18 protein-coding genes are annotated in these 17,987 nt (G+C 71.9%); 6 read left to right on the forward strand and 12 right to left on the reverse strand.

What is annotated here, in order from left to right:
• The first annotated feature begins 12 nt into the window (after window positions 1–12).
• Both B124_RS22315 and B124_RS22320 read left to right on the forward strand, forming a co-directional pair.
• Window positions 13–237 carry a DUF2277 domain-containing protein gene (locus B124_RS22315; RefSeq protein ID WP_496504687.1) on the forward strand — a complete coding sequence of 75 codons (225 nt, stop codon included), beginning with the start codon at window positions 13–15 and terminating at the stop codon, window positions 235–237.
• A gap of 209 nt (window positions 238–446) precedes the next feature.
• Window positions 447–854 carry a DUF6192 family protein gene (locus tag B124_RS22320; protein WP_496504688.1) on the forward strand — a complete coding sequence of 136 codons (408 nt, stop codon included), beginning with the start codon at window positions 447–449 and terminating at the stop codon, window positions 852–854.
• 521 nt (window positions 855–1,375) lie between these two features.
• Here B124_RS22320 and B124_RS22325 read toward each other — a convergent pair.
• The 3 genes from B124_RS22325 to B124_RS22335 all read right to left on the reverse strand — a co-directional run bounded on the left by B124_RS22325 (window position 1,376) and on the right by B124_RS22335 (window position 4,401).
• On the reverse strand, window positions 1,376–1,807 hold the full coding sequence (locus B124_RS22325; protein ID WP_496504689.1) for a recombinase family protein: 432 nt from the start codon (window positions 1,805–1,807) through the stop codon (window positions 1,376–1,378).
• 108 nt (window positions 1,808–1,915) lie between these two features.
• On the reverse strand, window positions 1,916–3,100 hold the full coding sequence (locus tag B124_RS22330) for a helix-turn-helix domain-containing protein (RefSeq protein WP_496504690.1): 1,185 nt from the start codon (window positions 3,098–3,100) through the stop codon (window positions 1,916–1,918).
• Window positions 3,101–3,918: 818 nt separating this feature from the next.
• Window positions 3,919–4,401, reverse strand: a complete 483-nt coding sequence (locus tag B124_RS22335; protein ID WP_496504691.1) for a MarR family winged helix-turn-helix transcriptional regulator — start codon at window positions 4,399–4,401, stop codon at window positions 3,919–3,921.
• 95 nt (window positions 4,402–4,496) lie between these two features.
• Between B124_RS22335 and B124_RS22340 the strand changes: the two genes are divergently transcribed.
• Window positions 4,497–4,931, forward strand: a complete 435-nt coding sequence (locus B124_RS22340) for a nuclear transport factor 2 family protein (protein WP_496504692.1) — start codon at window positions 4,497–4,499, stop codon at window positions 4,929–4,931.
• A 174-nt stretch (window positions 4,932–5,105) separates the two neighbouring features.
• Here the strand turns inward: B124_RS22340 and B124_RS22345 are convergent, their stop codons facing one another.
• Both B124_RS22345 and B124_RS22350 read right to left on the reverse strand, forming a co-directional pair.
• A complete protein-coding gene (locus B124_RS22345) occupies window positions 5,106–5,585 on the reverse strand; it encodes a hypothetical protein (protein ID WP_496504693.1) in 480 nt (159 codons plus the stop codon).
• 250 nt (window positions 5,586–5,835) lie between these two features.
• Window positions 5,836–6,306: a GNAT family N-acetyltransferase gene (locus B124_RS22350; RefSeq protein ID WP_496504694.1), complete on the reverse strand. Its 471-nt coding sequence runs from the start codon at window positions 6,304–6,306 to the stop codon at window positions 5,836–5,838.
• Window positions 6,307–6,384: 78 nt separating this feature from the next.
• Here B124_RS22350 and B124_RS22355 point away from each other — a divergent pair, with 78 nt between their 5' ends.
• The 3 genes from B124_RS22355 (at window position 6,385) to B124_RS22365 (ending at window position 9,767) form a co-directional block, all read left to right on the forward strand.
• Window positions 6,385–7,056, forward strand: coding sequence for a TetR/AcrR family transcriptional regulator (locus B124_RS22355; RefSeq protein ID WP_496504695.1), 672 nt, complete (start codon window positions 6,385–6,387; stop codon window positions 7,054–7,056).
• Window positions 7,040–8,719, forward strand: a complete 1,680-nt coding sequence (locus tag B124_RS22360; protein WP_496504696.1) for an acyl-CoA dehydrogenase family protein — start codon at window positions 7,040–7,042, stop codon at window positions 8,717–8,719. The genes B124_RS22355 and B124_RS22360 overlap by 17 nt, the downstream gene beginning before the upstream one ends.
• Before the next feature lie 166 nt (window positions 8,720–8,885).
• A complete protein-coding gene (locus B124_RS22365) occupies window positions 8,886–9,767 on the forward strand; it encodes a phosphatidylinositol-specific phospholipase C/glycerophosphodiester phosphodiesterase family protein (RefSeq protein WP_496504697.1) in 882 nt (293 codons plus the stop codon).
• Between the two features lie 35 nt (window positions 9,768–9,802).
• Here B124_RS22365 and B124_RS22370 read toward each other — a convergent pair whose 3' ends face one another.
• The 7 genes from B124_RS22370 to B124_RS22400 all read right to left on the reverse strand — a co-directional run bounded on the left by B124_RS22370 (window position 9,803) and on the right by B124_RS22400 (window position 17,980).
• Window positions 9,803–10,540 (reverse strand): M48 family metallopeptidase, encoded by a 738-nt coding sequence (locus tag B124_RS22370; protein ID WP_496504698.1) that lies wholly within the window; start codon window positions 10,538–10,540, stop codon window positions 9,803–9,805.
• 67 nt (window positions 10,541–10,607) lie between these two features.
• Window positions 10,608–14,345 carry a type I restriction endonuclease subunit R gene (locus B124_RS22375; RefSeq protein ID WP_496504699.1) on the reverse strand — a complete coding sequence of 1,246 codons (3,738 nt, stop codon included), beginning with the start codon at window positions 14,343–14,345 and terminating at the stop codon, window positions 10,608–10,610.
• 158 nt (window positions 14,346–14,503) lie between these two features.
• Window positions 14,504–15,481 carry an endonuclease domain-containing protein gene (locus B124_RS22380; RefSeq protein ID WP_496504700.1) on the reverse strand — a complete coding sequence of 326 codons (978 nt, stop codon included), beginning with the start codon at window positions 15,479–15,481 and terminating at the stop codon, window positions 14,504–14,506.
• Window positions 15,482–15,610: 129 nt separating this feature from the next.
• The gene (locus tag B124_RS22385) at window positions 15,611–15,913 is read right to left on the reverse strand and encodes a hypothetical protein (protein WP_496504701.1); all 303 of its coding nucleotides are present in this window, start codon (window positions 15,911–15,913) and stop codon (window positions 15,611–15,613) included.
• Window positions 15,910–16,278 (reverse strand): hypothetical protein, encoded by a 369-nt coding sequence (locus tag B124_RS22390; protein ID WP_496504702.1) that lies wholly within the window; start codon window positions 16,276–16,278, stop codon window positions 15,910–15,912. The genes B124_RS22385 and B124_RS22390 overlap by 4 nt, the downstream gene beginning before the upstream one ends.
• 636 nt (window positions 16,279–16,914) lie before the next feature.
• The gene (locus B124_RS22395) at window positions 16,915–17,106 is read right to left on the reverse strand and encodes a DUF397 domain-containing protein (protein ID WP_496504703.1); all 192 of its coding nucleotides are present in this window, start codon (window positions 17,104–17,106) and stop codon (window positions 16,915–16,917) included.
• Window positions 17,107–17,119: 13 nt separating this feature from the next.
• Window positions 17,120–17,980: a Scr1 family TA system antitoxin-like transcriptional regulator gene (locus B124_RS22400; RefSeq protein ID WP_496504704.1), complete on the reverse strand. Its 861-nt coding sequence runs from the start codon at window positions 17,978–17,980 to the stop codon at window positions 17,120–17,122.
• Window positions 17,981–17,987 lie beyond the last annotated feature (7 nt).

The raw sequence follows: 17,987 nt of genomic DNA on the forward strand, positions 1-17,987 counted from the left end.
ACCGTCGTACATATGTGCCGAAGCATCAAGACCCTGCGCCCCCCGTTCGCCGACACGGTCACCGAGGACGACATGCGGGCGGCGGCTCTGCAGTACGTACGGAAAATCTCCGGCTTCCGCCACCCGGCGCCGCACAACGCCGAGGCGTTCGACAAGGCGGTCGAGGAGATAGCCGCGGCGACGCAGGAGCTGCTGGACTCGCTGGTCGTCCGGGGCGGAACCAAGGGCGCGGCGTAGCGCGGCGGACGGTCAGCCGGCGGTCAGCGGTCCTTGGCGAGGTCGCTGGGGCGGCGGACGGCGAGGTCGGCTGACGCGGCGAGGGCGGCGAGAGTCCAGGTGCCGGCGAGGCCGAGACCCCAGAGGACCGGGACGGCGGGGTCGAGGTAGTGCGCGGACAGGGCGAGGGAGGCGGCGGTGGCGGACAGAGCGGCGCTGCCGGCGGGCAGGTGGCCGGTGATCTGCTGCGCCGGCCCGAGACGGTCGAGCGGCTGCCGGCGCCCGAGCGGCTGCGGGTGGTCGAGGACCTGACCCGGGACCCGGAGGTCGCGACCCAGGCGGCCACGAACTTGCTGCGCCGACCGCAGGTCGCCGAGCAGACCATGCGCGACGACGGCGCTCGGCTGCGGGTGAACCGGGCGCAGTTCGACAACTCAGCCCGTACCCGCGAGCAGATCCGCGAACGCACTCCCGCCGTCCGCCAGGTCGAGCACACCATGGAGTACCTGGACCTGGTCGGCTCCTGTCACCAGTTCGGCTGTGTAAGTGCAACTTCGCCAGGGAACGCGCCTTCGTGCAGCGCAGCCGAAGCCGCCCGCCACTGCGAAGGTACCCCTTCCTGGTCCTGTACTTCGTGATACGCCTGCCGATGTACGCGCTTGCCTTCGTAATTGAACTCTGGCTCCTGTGGCTGCTTATACTCCTCTCCTTTGACGGACTCGGCCTCCTCTTCTAGTCCCGGCTCGCCAGGCCCCGGCCGTCCCCGCACGATGGGCTTACGGCCGGGGTCCACTGCCAAGGTGCGGGCCTTGACCGACGCCATGCCCGACTCCGACATCCCCCGGGTCATCCGGCGCATGAACGTCCGCGCCGGGGTCGCAAGACGACACATGACCCCGCGCTACGAGGCGGAGGGATACTCGATCACCATCGGTTGCCGAGAGACGGGCAGCATCAGAACGCTTTCACCAGTCGCGGCGCCTACTGATGGTTCCCAAACACCTTCTGACGGCGGACAGGTCCCCCGAGGCACGGGCCGCGGTCCTGCCCGCGGCCAACTCGGCACACCGTCCGCATCCGGCGACCGGCTCGGGCTCCACGAGCGGCCAGGCGTCGGGCAGTTGCACCGGATCCGCCATCCGCGTCCACGGACCGTCGCTCACGGCCGCGCCCTTCGCGGCAGCGGCGCGGTCACGGTGATCCGCCCGTGGCCGAGTTCGAGGTCGTTCTCGCCGCCGGTGGTCATGCAGTACCCGCCGGCCTGGTGGACGGCCAACCGCAGGACGGCGCTGGCCTCCCGGTCCCGGCTGATCCGGTCCCACGAGTCGACCAGGCACACGGCGCGAGCGGCGGCCTGCCGCATGGCGTACGCCATCGCGTCCCACTGTGGCCGCGGCCAGTTCGTGAGCGCGGCATCCCCGCGGTCCACCCACTCCCCGGCGACCGCCCAGCCCTGCTCGGCGGCGTACCGGCGGCATCGCGCTATGCGCTCGTCCAGGGCGGTGGTCGCCAGCGTGGCGTGCCGGTCGTAGAGGAACGCCAGAGCAGGCCGGACGGGGGTGGCGGGGCTGGGGGCGGGGGGAAGTTCCATGACGCTCGCCTGTCGTCCACGATCAGGTCGTCACCGACCGTAAGGCCGGCACGAGCGTGGCCACCATGGCACTCTGACCCGCCCCACGCGCGGGGGTGCCACGGAGCGCTACATCGGGGTCCCCAAGGCGTCGGCCAGCTCTCGCATTTCCGGTGTCAGCGTCCGCCGGCCTTCGATCACGCGGCCCATGATGTCCTGCGCGTACCTCTGCGCGGTGATCCACTGCGGGGCGTCCTCCCACACCTGCTGGAGGACCTGCACGCACTGTTCATCGCTGTGGAGACGCAAGTGGGCGTCTGCGACGTCCAGCAAGTGCCGGCACCGGCCCGACTTTCCGCCGCCCTTGGCGGGTCTCCAGGTCTGCACCGTGTGGTGGAGCTTCAGCACACGATGCGGGTTCCGTTGGATGGCGGCGTGCTCTGCTCGCTGGTGGGTGACCGTCGCCGGTCCGAAGTGCCGTAGGTAATCGGGGGCGGTGACCACTTCCTGGCCGAGGCCGATGGCGGCGATCCGCGCCATGCGCAGGGCGTGTGCGGCCTCGGGCTTCCTGTTGTCCCGCACAGCAGCCGCGCCGACCCGCAGTTGCAGTCCGCCCCACACGGCAAGTTCCTGCGGCGTCGCCTTGGACACCCGGGGTTCGACGTCGTCGGCCCATCGGCTCGCCAACTCCGCCACCTCGGTCAAGTGGCCGCCACGGAGGAGCTGCTGGCACTGAGCCACCACCGCGGCGGCACCGTCGAGGGCATCCGTCGATGCGTCAAGCGTCCGTTGAGCGGCGTCGGCCGCCGCTTCGTACTGCCGTACCTGGCCCAGGAAACTGACCGTGAGCTGCATCGTCTGATAGAGCAGGCGGCGCGCCTGCGGGCCCTCCAACCCACGCACGTCCCGCAGGAGCGCGGGCAGCATTCTGCCCAGGTCGTCGTACCGTTCCGTGGCGAACAACGCCCGCCCTCCGGCCAGGGCGCCACTGACACCGGCCGCGGTGGGCGGCTCAGGGAGCTGCGGCGGGGGCGCCGCCAGGGCGGTCACGACCGGCTGCCAGATGTCGGCGGGGACATTCGGCCGCCACGGGGGCGGGGCAGTGGCGAGCAGGTGCATCGTGGGGACATCGAGCGCGCGGGCGAGCTGGTGCGCCGTCTCCATGCGTACGTCGCGCCGCTCGCCCTGTTCCATCTTGCGGATGAGGGAGACCGACATGTCGGCGGCAGCGGCCAGTTCCCTCTGCGACAGCCCGCGGCGCTTCCGCACAGATCGCATACGGTCGCCGATGTGCTCTTCGGGATGGTCGGGCATGCTGACTCCCGTTCTGTGGTGACACCAGAACCGTACCCACGAGACATCCCGCGCGTACCCGAAGTTCCCCGCACACCCGCCCAAGGGTATGCCGATGCAGTGACATTGCCGGCTCGCTCCCGCCGGGACGGTTGGGTGCGTGTCGGGAGGCGAAAGTCGGCTCGAGTGGGCGATTTGACCCGTTTTTTGGGGCGGATTGCGGCGAGTTTGTCACGGTGACGTTCATCGGCGCGGTTATCGACGCCGCCATACCCCGACACCGCACCCCCGGAACCGGAGAACCCCACCCCGCACGGCCGGCGGCACGTCCCACCGGGCCCGCCCCCTACCGGGCTGCCGCCCCCGGCTGCCGTGGTCAGCCGGCGCTGTCAGTGGAGCCGCATACCCTTGGGCGGGTGTGAGGGGAGATGGGGGCGGGGCTTCGACCGCCGGGAGGGACGTTGGGCACGTCCCCGGTCCCGGGCCGCCCGACGCCGCGCCCGCGGCCGGGTCTTCGCCGGCCGGACCAGCCCCTCGCCGGGCCGCCGCCCGGCGGCCAGTGGTGCGGCTGGGGTGGTGTCTGGGGCGGGGAGCGCGTGGGCGGACGTCGGCCTTCCGGCGGCGGTTCGGGTCGAATCGGTGGGCGTTACCGCGAGTTGCGGCCAGATTCCTCCGCGGCGGCGGTCGGGGGCGGGGTGGTGGTGCACGGCGCGCGGCCACAGGATTCGCACGGCGGGCGGGGGCGGCCCCCGGCCGGTCGCGAGCCCCCGGCCCGTTCACCGCGCCACCCGCCGCCGTCCGCCGCTCCGCCAACCGCCGTCGCCCGGCGGACGCCGAGCCTAGTGATCCGGCGCGTCGTCGAGGTGTGCGTTGACACGGCCCAGCAGGGCGAACAACTGCGTGCGCTCGTCGGCGTCGAGCGGGGACATGATGCGCTCGTTGACCCCGTCCAGTACGCGGCCGAGTTCGTCCAGGCGGCGCTCACCGTCGTCGGTGATGGTGATGACGTTGCGGCGCCTGTCGGCCGGGTCGGGGGCGCGGCGGATCCAGCCGCCGTCCGCGAGGTCGTTGAGAACGGCGACGAGGTCGCTCTTGAAGATACGGGTGCGGCCGGACAGAGCCGCCTGACTCGCGGGGCCGAACTCGGCGAGGGCGGCGAGCACCACGAAGTGGTCCTTGTGGGCGCCCACCGCCCGGAGTGCGGCGCCTGCGACGCGCCGCGTCTGGGCGGCGGTCATCCCCACGAGTCGTGAGAACTGGCCCTTGAGGCGTTCCGGGGTCTCGTCGCCGCGGTCGAATCGCAGCTCGTCGCCGGTCTCCATGCGCACACCCTACCCGCTTGCGTTAGTGACACTAACGACCTATATTCGTTCGCGAGGCGAACGTTAATAAGACTAACCCTTTGAAGGAGAGCGTCATGACCGGCACCGAAGCCCTGATCCGCAACCTCGCCGACCGCGCAGAGCTGGCCGACCTGGTCGCCCGCCACAGCCTGTGGATCGACGAGGGGCGCTACGACGAGACCGGCCGGCTCTTCACCCCGGACGTCGTCGTCAGGTCACTGCGCGGGGAGGCACACGGCGCCGAGGCGCTCATCGGACTCGTCCGCGCAGGCCACGACACCTACGTCCGCACCCTCCACAACAAGTCCAACCTCGTCATCGAGGTCGACGGCGAGACGGCCACGGTGCGGGCACACGACATCGCCGTCTTCGTCATCGACGACAAGACGGAGGCGATCGCTGCCGCGATCCACCGCTACGGAGCGCGCCGCACCGAGGACGGCTGGCGCTTCGACCGCCTCGAAATCACACCGCTCGCGCTGACGAAGGGCCTCGCCCGGGCTCTGTAGACCATGTCCTGTGCGGCGAGGCGGACGGAGTCGTCGGCAGCAGCACGGGCTGCGGCGAGGCCGAGGCAGACAGTCGCGCCGCAGGAGCGGCATCGTGCGCTGCTGGCCGTGGCCGGGATCACGGCGACGGTGGGGGCGCTCGGGGAGCCGGTGGTGGAGGCGATCCGACCGGCCTCAGGCGCGGGCCGCGCCCGGGGGCCAGATGACGTCCACGGGGATGCCCAGTCCGCGGGCGTAGGCCACCAGGTGGGCGGTGACGTCCCGGGGGGTGGAGGCCGAGCCGTCCCAGACTGCCAGGACCCGGCGGCAGCCGCGGATCAGGCGCTCGTCGACGGTGATGCGGGCGTCGCGGTCGCGGGGGTCGAAGTCGACCAGGCGGACCTGGTCGGCGAGCATCACCATCTCGCCCGCGGCGACGGCGTCGCGGCGGGGCAGCGGGAGGGGGAGGTTGTCGGCGGCGGGGAGCACCGTCACCAGTTTCAGGCCCACTTCGCGCACCGCTCGGGCGAACGTCACCGGGAGTCCCGCGCCCGCGCGGGCCAGACCGCCGACCGCGAGGCGCGGGTCCAGCCGGCGCAGTTTGCGCCGCACTTCGGACTGCACCAGGCGCAGCGTCGACTCGTTGAGATCCGCATGGCCGATGAACCCGATCACCGCACCGACTCCTCCCGCCTGTTCCATGGCTGACCGCGAACACCTCGGCATTGCGCGTCGCCCCAGAAGATCAAACACCATGTGCTGTCGACATGGGCCGAACGGCCCTGCCGGACATCCCTACCGGACATCCTTACCGGACATCCTTACCGGCCAGAGTCTCGTCCAACACACGGCCGACGGCCAGGGGCGGGTGTACTTCCATGGTGCGGTGACACCGGAAACGGATCCGCGAGTACGCCCCAGGCGGTCAGGGTGCGGTGCTGTCCTGGGCCAGGACGAGCATCACGTGCTCGTCGTCGCCGTTCCACTCACTGCCCGTGCGGCGGAAGCCGAGCTTTTCGAGCAGGCGGACCGAGCCCTCGTTGCCCACGTACGGGTCCGCGTGCAGCGGGCGGTGGCGCTCCAGCTCCAGGAAGCGGGCCACCGCGCGCGTGCCTATCCCCCGGCCCCAGAACTCCCGGCCGAAGACATAGCCCAGGAACCGGCGGTCGCCGTCCCACCACGCCACCACGTTCCCCGCGAGCCGGCCGTCGACCTCCACGGCCTGCACCAGGCCCGTCGGGTCGGCCAGGACCCGCTCGCGCCAGTGCGTCAGGAAACGCTCCCGCTCGCGCGGCGGGAAGTGTGACCGCCGTACGTTCTCCGGGTCGTGCTCGTGCGCGAGAAAGACCTCCAGGTCCTCCTCCGTCACGTCTCTCAGCCGCAGTTCGTCTGCCATGCCGCGAGTCTCGCACCCACCACTGACATCGCCCCCGCCGCCTTGTTGAACCTGTGAATCGCTGCTTCAATCCTTCCCATGCCCTACCGCCGCACCCCCGCCGTCCAGGCGCGGATGGACGACCGGCGGCACGCCCTCCTCAACGCCGCCCGCGCGCTCCTCGCCGACGAGGGGTACGCCGGCTGCACCGTCGCCGCCGTCGCCGCCCGGGCCCGTATCGCCGCCGGCAGCGTCTACCGGCACTTCCCCAGCAAGTCCGTGCTCGCCGTCGAGCTGTTCCGCAGTGTCGTCACCGCCGAGGTCGACGCCGTCTCCGCCGCCGCCCGGGGGCCGGCCGATCCCGCCGAGGGCGTCGCCGCCGGCGCGGAGACGTTCGCGCGCCGGGCGCTGGCCAGTCCGCGGCTCGCGTACGCGCTGCTCGCCGAGCCCGTCGACACCGCCGTGGAGGCCGAACGCCTCGTCTTCCGGCGGGCGTTCCGCGACGTGCTCGCCGCGCGTGTCGCCGAGGGCACCGCCAGCGGGCGGCTCCCCCGGCAGGACCCGCTGCTGACGGCCGCCGGCGTCGTCGGGGCGTGTGCGGAGGCGCTGATCGGGCCGCTGTCCGGTGCCGTCGCGGGGGCCATGGGCGGTACGGGGGGTGCGGGGGCTCCCGGACCGTACGGGCCCTACTCCCCCGGGCCCCAAACCCCCGCCCACCTCGCCGCCTTCACCCTTCGAGCCCTCGGAGTCCCCCATGCCGACGACCCATGAGGTCACCAACCAGCCCCCGCCCCTCACCTCCTACGACGTCGCCGCCTACCCCGCCCTCCTGGAGTCCCTCCGCGCCCACGGCGCCGCCTGGGCCGAGGCCGACGTGCGCGAGCTGGGGCTGCTCGCCGGCGGTGCGCAGGCGCAGGAGTGGGCCCGCAGCGTCGAGGAGCAGCCGCCCGTGCTGCGTACCCACGACCGCTACGGGCACCGCGTCGACGAGGTCGAGTTCCATCCGCACTGGCACGAGTTGATGCGTACCGCCGTCGCCCACGGGCTGCACGCCGCGCCCTGGCGGCAGCGCACGCCCGGCGCGCACGTCGCGCGCGCCGCCAAGCTCTTCGTCTGGGGCCAGACCGACGCCGGCCACCTGTGCCCCGTCTCCATGACGTACGCCGCCGTCCCCGCGCTGCGCACCGCGCCCGGCCTCGCCGCCGCGTACGAGCCGCTGCTGACCTCCGCCGACTACGACTTCGGGCTGCGCCCGCCCACCGCCAAGTCCGGCCTCATCGCCGGGATGTCGATGACGGAGAAGCAGGGCGGCTCCGACGTCCGCGCCAACACCACCCGCGCCGTACCGACCGGCGACGGGCTCTATGCGCTCACCGGGCACAAGTGGTTCACCTCCGCCCCGATGTCCGACGTCTTTCTGACGCTCGCGCAGGCGCCCGGCGGCCTGTCCTGCTTCCTCGTCCCGCGCGTGCTGCCCGACGGCACCCGCAACGCCCTGCGCCTCATGCGCCTGAAGGACAAGCTCGGCAACCGCTCCAACGCCTCCTCCGAGATCGAGTACGAGGGCGCGGTCGCCCACCTGGTCGGCGAGGAGGGCGCCGGCGTGAAGACCATCATCAAGATGGTCAACATGACGCGCCTCGACTGCGCCCTCGCCACCGCCGGCGGCATGCGCCTCGGCGTCGTCCAGGCCCTGCACCACGCCGGCCACCGACGGGCGTTCGGCGCCCGCCTCGCGGACCAGCCGCTCATGGCCAACGTGCTCGCCGACCTCGCCGTGGAGGCCGAGGCGGCGACGGTGGCGAGCATGCGGCTGGCGGGCGCCGTCGACCGCGGCGAGACGGGCGCCGCGGACGGAGCTGACGACGAACAGGAGGCGCTGTTCCGCCGGATCGGGCTCGCGGTGACCAAGTACTGGGTGTGCAAGCGCGGTCCCGCGCACGCCGCGGAGGCGCTGGAGTGCCTGGGCGGCAACGGGTACGTCGAGGAGTCCGGCATGCCGCGGCTGTACCGGGAGGCGCCGCTGCCGTCGATCTGGGAGGGCTCGGGGAACGTCGCCGCGCTCGACGCGCTGCGCGCGATGGCCCGTACGCCGGAGACGGTGGCGGCGTTCTTCGCCGAGGTCGACGCCGCCGCGGGCGCCGACGCGCGGCTCGACGCGGCGGTCGGGCGGCTGCGCAAGGACCTGGCGGACGTGACGGCGGTGGAGTACCGGGCGCGGCGGGTGGTCGAGTCGATGGCGCTGGTGCTCCAGGGCGCGCTGCTGCACCGGCACGGGGACGCCGCGGTGGCGGACGCCTTCTGCGCGGGGCGCCTCGGCGAGGACGGCGGCGGCGGTGGCGGGCTGGCGTTCGGCACGCTGCCGACGGGGGTGGACACGGCGGCGATCCTGGCGCGGGCGCGGCCGGCGGGGGGCGCGTACGGGGAGAGCTGAGGCGCGGCGGGGCGCAGGGGACGGAGGCCGGTCCGGCGCGGCTCGTACGGGGCCCCCCGCCCGGGCCTGCGCACGCCAACTCCCGTTCACCGCAGGCACCCTGTGCAAGTCGCCCCGCGCCGTCGATACTTCCGTGCATCCCGCACGACTACCAGGGGAGGAACCCTTGTCCGCCTACTCCAGACGCCGCGCCGTCGCCGCGCTCTCCGCCGCCGTCGCCGGCGGCGCGCTCGCCGGGGGGCTCCCCGCCACCGCCCAGGCCGCCGACCGCGCCGCCACCGGCCGGAGCCGCGGGCCCGCACCGCTGAAGCGGGCGCACGCGCACAACGACTACCTCCACGAGCGCCCGCTGCTCGACGCGCTCGACCACGGCTTCGCCAGCGTCGAGTCGGACATCTGGCTGGTCGACGGCCAGCTCCTCGTCGCCCACGACGAGTCGCAGCTCGACCCGTCCCGCACCCTCCAGCGGCTCTACCTCGACCCGCTGGCCAGCCGCGTCAAGGCCAACGGCGGCCGGGTCTACCAGGGCCACAAGCTGGATCTGCAACTGCTCATCGACCTCAAGACCGCCGGCGACCCCACCTACCGCGCGCTGTCCGAGGTGCTGCGCGGCTACGGCTCGATCTTCAGCTCCGCGTCCGGCGGCCGGGTCCGGCGCCGCGCGGTGACCGCCGTGATCTCCGGCGACCGCGGCGCCCGCGCCCCGATGGAGGCCGAGAAGCTGCGCTACGCCTTCTACGACGGCCGCCACGACGACCTCAACACCGGTGTCCCCGCGTCGTTCATCCCGCTCATCAGCGGAAACTGGAACTCCAGCTTCACCTGGCAGGGCGACGGCACGATGCCGGCCGCCGAGCGCAACTGGCTGAACCTCATCGTCTACACCGCCCACCAGCAGGGCCAGACCATCCGCTTCTGGGCCACGCCCGACGTCCCGGGCCCGGCGCGCGACAACCTGTGGCGCACGCTGCTCGACGCGAACGTGGACTGGATCAACACCGACGACCTGGCGGGCCTGCAGGCGTTCCTCCGCGAACACGACGCCTGACGCCCGCCACCCCGCGCCGCGCCCACGGCGCGGGGTCACCCCCCAGCCCGCACGTCCCCCATCCACACCCGCCGCCCGAGTTCGTCCAACTCCGCCTTGAGCTCCCGGCACTCCGGCAGCGCCCGGGCCAGCAGGCGCCAGTAGTCCGGCCCATGGCCCGCCACCCGCACGTGGGCGAGTTCATGGGCGACCACGTAGTCGACGAGATAAGCCGGCAGTTGGAAGACTGCCCAGTGCAGGGCCAGCGTCCCCCGGCCGTCACGCCCCACGCGATACGAACCCCAGCGGTGCCCCAGGTCCCGCACCTCTACAGTCGGCTCCCTCACCTCCATCCGGGCCGCCCACGGCTGCAGCCGGCCCCGCAGCCACCGCTCGCCCGCTCTGCCGTACCAAGCGGCGACGGCCTTCCGCGCCCCCACCGGGTCGGCCGCCACCGAACGGCTCATCCGCAGCCGCCCCGCGACCAACCGCACCGAGGTCTCACCCGCGCCGCGGTCCTCCTCCAGAAGCAAGCGGTACTCACGCCCCAGGTAGCGGTGGATCTCACCGTCATACAGCGTACGTACGGGATGCAGTTGCCGGCGTGCCTCACTCAGGTGCAGCTTGTCTTCGATCCACCTCCGGCTCGCGCGCACGAACTCCTCGGCGCGGTCCACGCTGCACACGCTCGGAGCCCGCAGGGTGAGGGAGCCATCGCGCTCGACGACCACCCCCAACCGGCTTCGCCGAGCGCTCAAGACCACGTGCAGGACCAAGCCGTCCGTCTCCAGCATCTGGCCCTCAGTGAGAGCTGGGCTCCCGGGGCCGGACACCGGAGAGGCGGATCGTGCGGGCATCCTCCTATTGTCCCCGGGCCTCCGACCGGAACCCCTCCACGTGCTCGTTTGCGCGCCCTGCCACGTACTCCGCCAGCTCTTCGAGCACGTCGTTGCCCCCGCTGGAGGGCCGAAGCCCTTCCCGCTTCAAACGCCGCCACACGAACGCGGAGAGCTTCGTCGCGTGCCGCTCCCTGCCGCGGTACGAGGCACTGACCACCTGGTTCGTGATCTCCTCGTGCAGTGCGGACACCAGCCCCCGCAGTTCGTCAGCGTCCGGGAGGTCGAAGCGGGCGTCGGCGTCGAGGCGTTCGCGCAGCCACCCGTACAGCCGTTGCTCCATCAAGGACAGGTCGGAGATCCCGGGGTCGGCGGCCTCCGCTCTGCGGAAGCGGTCGACCAGCGGCGCCACGTGCTCCCTGATCTCCTCCCAGCGGCCGGCGAACTCCTCAAGCACCCGCTCCAGCTCGTTGGCAAGCCCGCGGTACACGGGCCGTTCTTCGCGCTCCAGGCGCTCGTACAGGTGATAGCGGAGCGCCTGCACCTGCTCGGCTGCGGCCTCGTCCACCGGCAGCCGATCCACGATGTCGTCGAAGTCGGGCGCCAGCAGCGACACCGGCGCGATGGTCTGCTCGATCTCCTGCACCTCAAGGTGGCGCGCGATCAGCGCTCGCACCTTGCGGCCGTAGCCGGACAGGGAGAAGCCGCCGCCCACGGCGTCCCTGTAGTGCCTGCGTACGCGCATCTGGAGCACGCTCCAGCGGCGGAGGTCCGGGATCTGCTTCAGCGCCTCCTCGTGCGGGAGTACGCGCTCCACCGAGCGCACGAAGTCGCCGAAGAGCCGGTCGAACTCGGCACGCAGCTCTTCTGTGTCCAAAGCCCGCACCGCGCGAGGCAGGCCGGTCCCGTCCCGAAGGTCCTCGTCGGCGACCTGTGCATACGCCAGGAAGTCCCGCACCCCGTCGGCGGCCAGCCGCATGCCCGGCACCTCGTCCGCCATGCTGCGCACCCCGTCGAGCGCCGGTGGGTCGTTCTGGTACGCGGCCAGCGAGACAGCAAGGTCGTTGAGCACCCCGTGGTAGTCGACGACCAGCCCTTCCTTCTTCCCCGGCGCGGGCCGGTTGACCCGGGCGATGGCCTGAAGCAGCTCGGCGTTCTGGATCGGCCGGTCCAGATACAGGACCTGCTCGATCGGCGCGTCGAACCCCGTGAGCAGCATCGACACCACGATCAGAAACGCGATCGGCGGCTCGTCGCCCTCCACCCCGGCCAGCGGCGGCAGACTGCTCCAGGGATTCATACTCCCGATACGGCCGGCCAGCGGAGGATCAGGCTCAACCGGCGTGGCAGCGAGCTGACCGGCCCAGGGGTTGTCGGGGGGCGGTTTCGGCAGCGGCCTGAGGAACCGGTCGACGTGGTCGAGCCGCCGCGGCTCGTCTGTCCACTCCCGCCACTTGCCCGCCTTGTACTCCGGCCCCGCGGAGATGACCGGCACGAAGTCCAGCCGCCGCAGGATCTGCTGGCGGTGCCAGGCCCGCAGCAGCAGGACCTCGTCCTTGGTGTACGTCACGGGATCCCGGTCACGCAGGGCGAGCCGGGCACCGCAGTCATCGAACTCACGTACCCGGCCGAGGAGTTCTGCCCGCACGTCCCGGAACGCCGAACGGTAGTGCACGGCCGCCTGCCTGCTGACCACGGCGACCTGAGCCTTGAAGCCCTGGGTGAGAGGGCCCGTCACGTAGTGCGCAAGCATGTCGGCGGCCTTGGCGCGGATGAGCGGGAGGGATTCAGCGACCTCTCTCCCGGCTGGCTTTCCCCAGCGCTCCCGGATCCGCTCCTTCTCCGAATCGGGCAGATCCTCTATGAGATCTTCGAACCCCTTGTCGAGCCCGTCCCTCTCCCGCACCTCCGCGGTCGTGGCCCGGCCCTCGTACCGTACGGGCAGGACGACCCCGTCCCTCTCCGCCTCGTCCATCCGGTAGGTGTCAAGGAACTCGGGCCGCCCCCCGGGCGTACTCGCCGGCTCGAAGCCGAAGATCCTGCCGGTGTCGGTGAGTCTGCCCTGCATGATCGGGGTGCCGGTGAACCCGATCCGGGCGGCGTTCGGCAACGCCTGGCGCAGGCAGGCGTGCAGCACTTTGGTATGCGAGCGGTGCGCCTCGTCCACCAGGACCAGCACCCGGACCGAGTCGCTGCACTCCGGGAACACCCGCTCGGCCTTCCGCAACGTCTCCTCGTCCGGCGACGGATCCGCCACCTCTTCCGGGTCCTCCCCGGCGGCGACGCGGTCCCGGGCCCGCTCGAAGTCGGCGGTGAGGGAACGTTTTTCGCCCTCGGCGGAGTCGTCGGCACCGTCCCGCTCTCCGGCCGACTCGGAGAGTCCCGGCAGTTCGCCGAGGAACTTCTGGATCGTCGCGAAGATCACGGCCCGGCCGCCGGGCCGCCCGGCGCGCTCCAGCATCCCCTGCAGGTCGGCCTGGGACGTCGCCTCCCGTACGGTGCTGCCGCTGAGTGCCACGGCCCGCCTCAGTTGCAACTGGAGATCGTTGCGGTCGGTGACCGCGACCAGAGTGATCCCGTTCAGATCCGGGTCTTCGCTGAGGTGCAGCCGGCGGGCCAGGAACTGCATGGTGAAGCTCTTGCCCGCACCTTGCGTATGCCAGATCACACCCCCGCGCTCGTCCCGTTCCGCGCCCGGGTGCAGCCGGGTCCGCCCGGTCCGCAGCTTCCGCACGATCTTCTCGGTGGCCCGGTACTGCTGATGCCGGCACACGACCTTCGATGTCTTGGGCGCCGTCTTGCCGGCCAGGCTCCCGTGCCGCGGCTTCGTCTCACTCTGGCGGGGCTTCTCGAAGAGGTAGTGCCGGATGATGTTGAGCAGATTCTGCGGCTTGAGGACGATCGCGGTCAGCCGGTGCTGCAACGTCACCGGCGCGTCGGCGGCGATGAGCCCCCACTGCCGCAGCTCCCGGTGCAGTTCCTCGGCCTTGCGGTAGTCAGGTTCCAGGCTGGGCCACAGCGCGTAGTGCTCCTCCTCGGACGAGAAGGTCCCGACGGCGGCCCGCTCACCGTCCGCCGCAACCAGTAGCTGGGCGAGACCGAAGAGTTCGGGGACGCTACGCGGACGGCTCGACTCTTCGCGTACGTCGTCGTCCAGCGGCCTGCCACTGTAGGCGCGCAGGTCGGTGATGGCTTCCCCGAGCGGGTCACGCCTGTCCGGCGACTTGCACTCGACCACCACGACCGGGATGCCGTTGACGAAGAGCACCAGGTCGAGAACGGCGTCCTTACCTTCCCTGTTGCGGACGCGGAACTGGTCCACCACAAGGAAGTCGTTGCGCGCCAGAACCTCCTGTCTGCTGCCCTCCAGCGCCTCCGTGGACCAGTCCGCATACTGCACGGTCTCCTCCCGCTCGCGGGAGCCGCGTTCGAAGGTGCCGCGGAGCAGCAGCGTGGTGGCCTCCCGGTTGGCCGCGCGCAGCGTGTGACCGCTCGCACCACGCACGGCCCGTTCCAGAGTGTCGGCCGCCCGGTCGGCGTCGTCTTGAGACATCCACCCGGCGGACTCTCCGGGAATCTTGTTGATGCGCCGCAGCGCAGCGGTCAGCCGACGGGTCACTACGACATCCGTGTAGGCGCGGCCTTCGGCAGCCTGGAGATCGGGCCCGCGGAGGTGCTGCCAGCCCATCGCCTTGAGGTGCGCGAGCAGCGGCTGCTCCGCTTCCTCCAGCTCGGCGTCTCTCCTGAGCTTTCCGACGGCCATGCCCCTGCGCCCCTCCGGTGTACCGGCATTGAGATGGTGCTGGCGGTGCTTGGCAGACCATCTTGCCTGAAGGCGGAGGGGCGCGGAGGCACACCCTCCGTTGCGTGACGGGGCGTATCCCGCAGACGGCCACGTGCGCCCCGGTCCCGTACGCCCGGCTACGCCAACTCCAGAAGCGCCCCCTGGACGGCGCGCACCATACGATCCGGCCGCCGGAACACCTCACGCGCCGTGAACCGCAGCACCCGCCGGACCTCCGGACAGCGCGCGAGCGCGTTGAACCTCTCGACGTCGTTCTCATGCGCGGCGCGGCTGCCGTGGAAGGCGTACCCCTCGATCTCGACGACCAGTCCGGCCGCAGGAAAGAAGAAGTCCACCCGCATCCGCCGGCCATGCGGCTCCGCGAGCGGTACCTGACTCCGCGGCGTCAGCCCCGCGTCCCACATCCGCAGCCGGGCCACCGTCTCGGCCGGCGACCCGGCCAGCGGATCGACGAGCCTCATCCGCTCGCCCACGTGCTGAAAGCCGCGCCGCTGCCCGTACGCCGGCAGCACCTCCGCGAGCTCCCCCAAGTCGGTGAGCGTCCCCCGCCGCCCCCGGGCCGCCGCCCCCCGCGCGGCCGTCCCGCCCAGGCCGTACGCACCACCCGACAGCGGTCTTCGCGTGAGCGCCGACTCCACCGCCACCAGGCTCTCGTCCCGGGACGCCGTCATCAGCAGGTCGGCCAGCGTCCGCACCACGGTCGTCACCCGCAGCCCCACGACCGTCGTCACCTCACCCGCCGCCAGCGGAATCCGGTGCAGCACGCCGCCCGCACGGGCCGGACGCTGCCGACTCCGCGCATTGGTGAACTCCGGCCGCGCCGACAGCACCTCGATCCCGTGCACCACCGCCGCCGCGCTGTGGCTCACCACGAGATCCGGCCCGCCCAACTGCTCGGCCCTCAACCGCAACCCGAAGTCGACGGCGCGCCCCCGTTCGACCCACACCCCGCGGCGCACCTGCCGCCACGCGCCCCTGCGCAGCTCGCCCTTCAGCGCGTCCACCGTCCACCCGGCCGCGGCGGCGCCGGCGGTGGGCAGCAGCCCGTCGTGCTCGGCAGCGAGCTCGCGCAGCGGCCTCCGTACCCCCGTCATGCCGCCAGGATGCCGCGGCGAGGGAGGGGCCGCATCCCCCTGTGGATAAGGGCGTCTGACCAGTTGGGGGCCGGTGCGGCGGCCGGGGAGGCTCCCCCCCAACCCCCAACTGGTCAAAACCGTTTGCGGCTACGGCCAGCGGACTCGGGGGAGGTCGCCGGTGGTGCGGCGGCAGTCGGGGATGTGGTCGGTGCGTTCCGGTACGGGCTCGTTGTCGAGCGCGTAGCAGAGCTGCGCGTGCAGCAGCTCCGCCTCGTCGGCACTCAGCCGGAGCGGGACATCGGCATTGAACCGGCCGTCGCGCTGGAGCCAGAGGGCGATGGTGAGGCTGCCGTCCTGGTCACGGCGGACGGGCCGGTTGGGCACGCGGTTGATACGCAGCCCGGGTGTGACGACGTTGCCGTCGCCGGGCGGAGTCGGTGGGTTCTTCACGCGGCTGCCTCCAGGGATGCGGGGGTGGGTGCCGGAACGGAGGCGGGGGCGGGGGCCGGGGCGGGCCCCGGAGTGTCGGGGGTGTCGGGGGTGACGGGGGTTCCGATGCGGTGGCCGTGGATGACCGAGGGGCCCACGTCGATGCCGTCGAGGGCGAAGGCGAGCGCGAGGCGCCGGGCGCGTTGGGTGTGTTGGGTGTGCTGCTCGTGGGCGAGGAGGTAGGGCCGCACCTGAGGGCTGTGCGGGGACTGCGCGGCCGACGTAAGGCGGGCACCCGGCGTCGAGCGGTAGGGGCGGCGGGCAGCCGCCACGCCGCGGAAGTAGCGGGCAGCCGCCGAGGTGCGGGCACGGCGGGGGTCGGCCACCTCACGAGGGGGGTGTCCGGGTGACGGGGTGTGGGTCGGGCGGGCCGCCGCCGGGTGGCGGGGGTGGCGTGGCGCAGCGGTCACGTCCACGGGGGCGCCGTGCGGCGGCCGGGCCGTCTCGACGGGGTGAGCCTGAGCCGGGTACACCTGAGCACGGGGCCGGCGCCCCGGGCGTCCCGGGTGCCCCGGCTCGGGGTGGGGCTGCGCGCGGAGCCGGTCCGGCAGCCGCGGTGGCGCGACGGCCAGGACGACGAGTCGCCGGGCGACGGGCGCCGGGGTCCGGCCTGCCCGGTGCCGCCCGCGGGGCACGCTGCGGTGCCGACCGCGGCCGGGGCGGCGGAGGGCGGGCGGGAGGAGGAGGGCGAGGGCGGCGAGGATACGGGTGAGTGTTCGTTTCCGGGCAGGCCGGATAGGCTTGGGCATGCTGACGCTCCTCTTAGCGGAAGGCGTTGGCCACGCCCCGGGGTGCTGCTACACCGCCGGGGCAACTTGCGGCTCACCTGTGTGAGGCACGACACACAGTAGCGCCAACTGCTGCTAACTTACAACACTTTGTAAGTTGCGCCCGGGGGCAGCGGAATCCGCTACAGCCTGCCGACAGCCCCGGCAGGCACGTCGCGCCGCCGATGAACACGCCTACGTCAGGTGGTCGAACTCGCCGGCCTTGACGCCTGCCAGGAACGCACGAAGCTTCTCCGGTGTCGTCCGGACGATCACGTTCGGCTCGTCGCTTTCACGGACCAGGATGACGCCCCCCTCCGAGGCGACTTCCAGACAGTTACCCTCCGGCTGTTCCGAGAAGGATGACTTGCGCCACTCAACATCCACGTATCTCACGCCTTCATAGCTGCTGCACGATCTCGTTGATCAGGTCACATGACGCCGCCGGGGCAAGTGCACGCCCCTCCATGCGGTCAAGAATCGCACGATAGTTCGCGAGATGTGTTTCCGCATGCAGGAACGAAGATCCTACTGGGGTGTCAGTCTGAACGGTGTCCAGATGCGTAACAGGGCCGTAGGCGTACAGCGTTGAGCTTGCAGCAGCCGGGAAGCCGCCAACGGAGAACGGCAGCACGCGAATCGACACGTGCTCGCGCGCGGACTCTTCCAGCAGGTGCTTCAGTTGCGCCTTGACCACCCCTTGCCCGCCGAACTGTATGCGCAGGGCGGCCTCGTGGATGATGAACGAACAGCACGGCGGCTGTTCCCGGTCGAGTACGCAACTCCGCTGGAGGCGGAAGGCAAGCTTGCGCTCGAAGTCGTCCGGCGCCAGAGGCGGAACCGCCTCCTCGAAGACTGCCCGCGCGTAGTCCTCGTGTTGCAGCAGGCCGGGCATGTGCGTGATCTGCGCCGTCCTGAGGGCGGTCGCGTGATACTCCAGTTCCGCCAGATCGAGCACCGGCGCAGCCAGCATGTCCCGGTACTCATCCCACCAGTAGGCCGTCGTGGCGCGCCGCTCACGGGCCATGTCAGCAAGCGTGTCGATGTAATCGCGGTCGTAGCAGGAGTAGTTGGCGGCCCACACGCGGACACGGTCCGGACTGACCCCGAATCGGCCGGACTCGATGTTGCTGACGGTAGTCCGATCGGTGCGGTGCATGGCAGCGGCCTCAGCGGGTGACAGCCCCACATGCTCGCGCATCTTGCGTAGCTCGGCACCGAGCCGCCGCTGCCGCTCGGTCGACGGCTTCCTCACGGCCATAGGCCAC

It is taken from the genome of Streptomyces sp. CNP082 (genome assembly GCF_059570535.1).